The organism is Komagataeibacter kakiaceti JCM 25156 (genome assembly GCF_000613305.1).
The window spans coordinates 1-813 of the sequence record NZ_BAIO01000773.1 but is presented as its reverse complement, the minus strand read 5'-3'; the positions used below and the strand labels follow the sequence as shown (position 1 = coordinate 813).

At 67.9% G+C, this 813-nt stretch carries 2 pseudogenes; one reads left to right on the top strand and one right to left on the bottom strand.

Annotation, left to right across the window (positions count from 1 at the left end):
- Nucleotides 1–422: pseudogene (gene lexA / locus JCM25156_RS26270) on the top strand (transcriptional repressor LexA); the annotation flags it as partial.
- Here the strand turns inward: lexA and bioD are convergent.
- Nucleotides 416–738 (bottom strand): annotated as a pseudogene (gene bioD / locus JCM25156_RS28280) (ATP-dependent dethiobiotin synthetase BioD). The pseudogenes lexA and bioD overlap by 7 nt on opposite strands.
- Between the last annotated feature and the right edge of the window lie 75 nt (nucleotides 739–813).

Here is an 813-nt window from a genome sequence, read left to right as displayed (position 1 = left end):
CCCCCCCCGGATACCCCTCCCGCCGCGATGCTGGCGAAGCTGGTCGAACTGCCCTTCGTGGGCCGTATCGCGGCTGGCGCCCCGATCGAGGCGATCAACACCACGACCACCCACATCACCGTTCCGGTGGATATGCTGGGCAGGGCCAGCGGCCATTACGCGCTGGAGGTCTGTGGGGATTCGATGGAGGAAGCCGGGATCCTGGACGGCGATACGGTCATTATCCGTGACCAGCGTCAGGCCAGTGACGGCCAGATCGTGGTGGCCTGATTGACGGGGAGGAAGTCACGCTCAAGCGCCTGCGCCATGAAGGTGATGACATTGCGCTGATTCCGGCCAACAGGCGGTATGAGACCCGTGTGCTGCCCGCGCGGCGGGTCAGCATACAGGGCACGCTGGCCGGGCTGATCCGGCGTTACTGAGCCTGCGGGCCGACAATATCATCCCATGATGGCAGGCGGGCCGCCAGACTGGCCACGGCGTCCGGCCCCATGGGGGTGACGGGCGGGAACTGAGCCAGGATACGGACCCGGCCATGGCGTTCAATGGCCGCGCGCCCGATGGCTTCAGGGGGGCCGTTCAGGATCACCCCCGCCACCCGCAGGCCGCGTGCGCGTAGTGCGGCAAGGCTGAGCAGGGTATGTTGATGGTGCCAAGCTGGCTGCGCGCCACCAGCACCACGGGCAGCGCCAGACGGACCATGAGGTCGATCATCAGGTAATCCCGGGCAATGGGCACGAACACGCCCCCTGCCCCTTCCACCACCAGTGGACCCCGCGCCGCGTCATGGGGCGGCAGGGTCAGGCTGGCCGG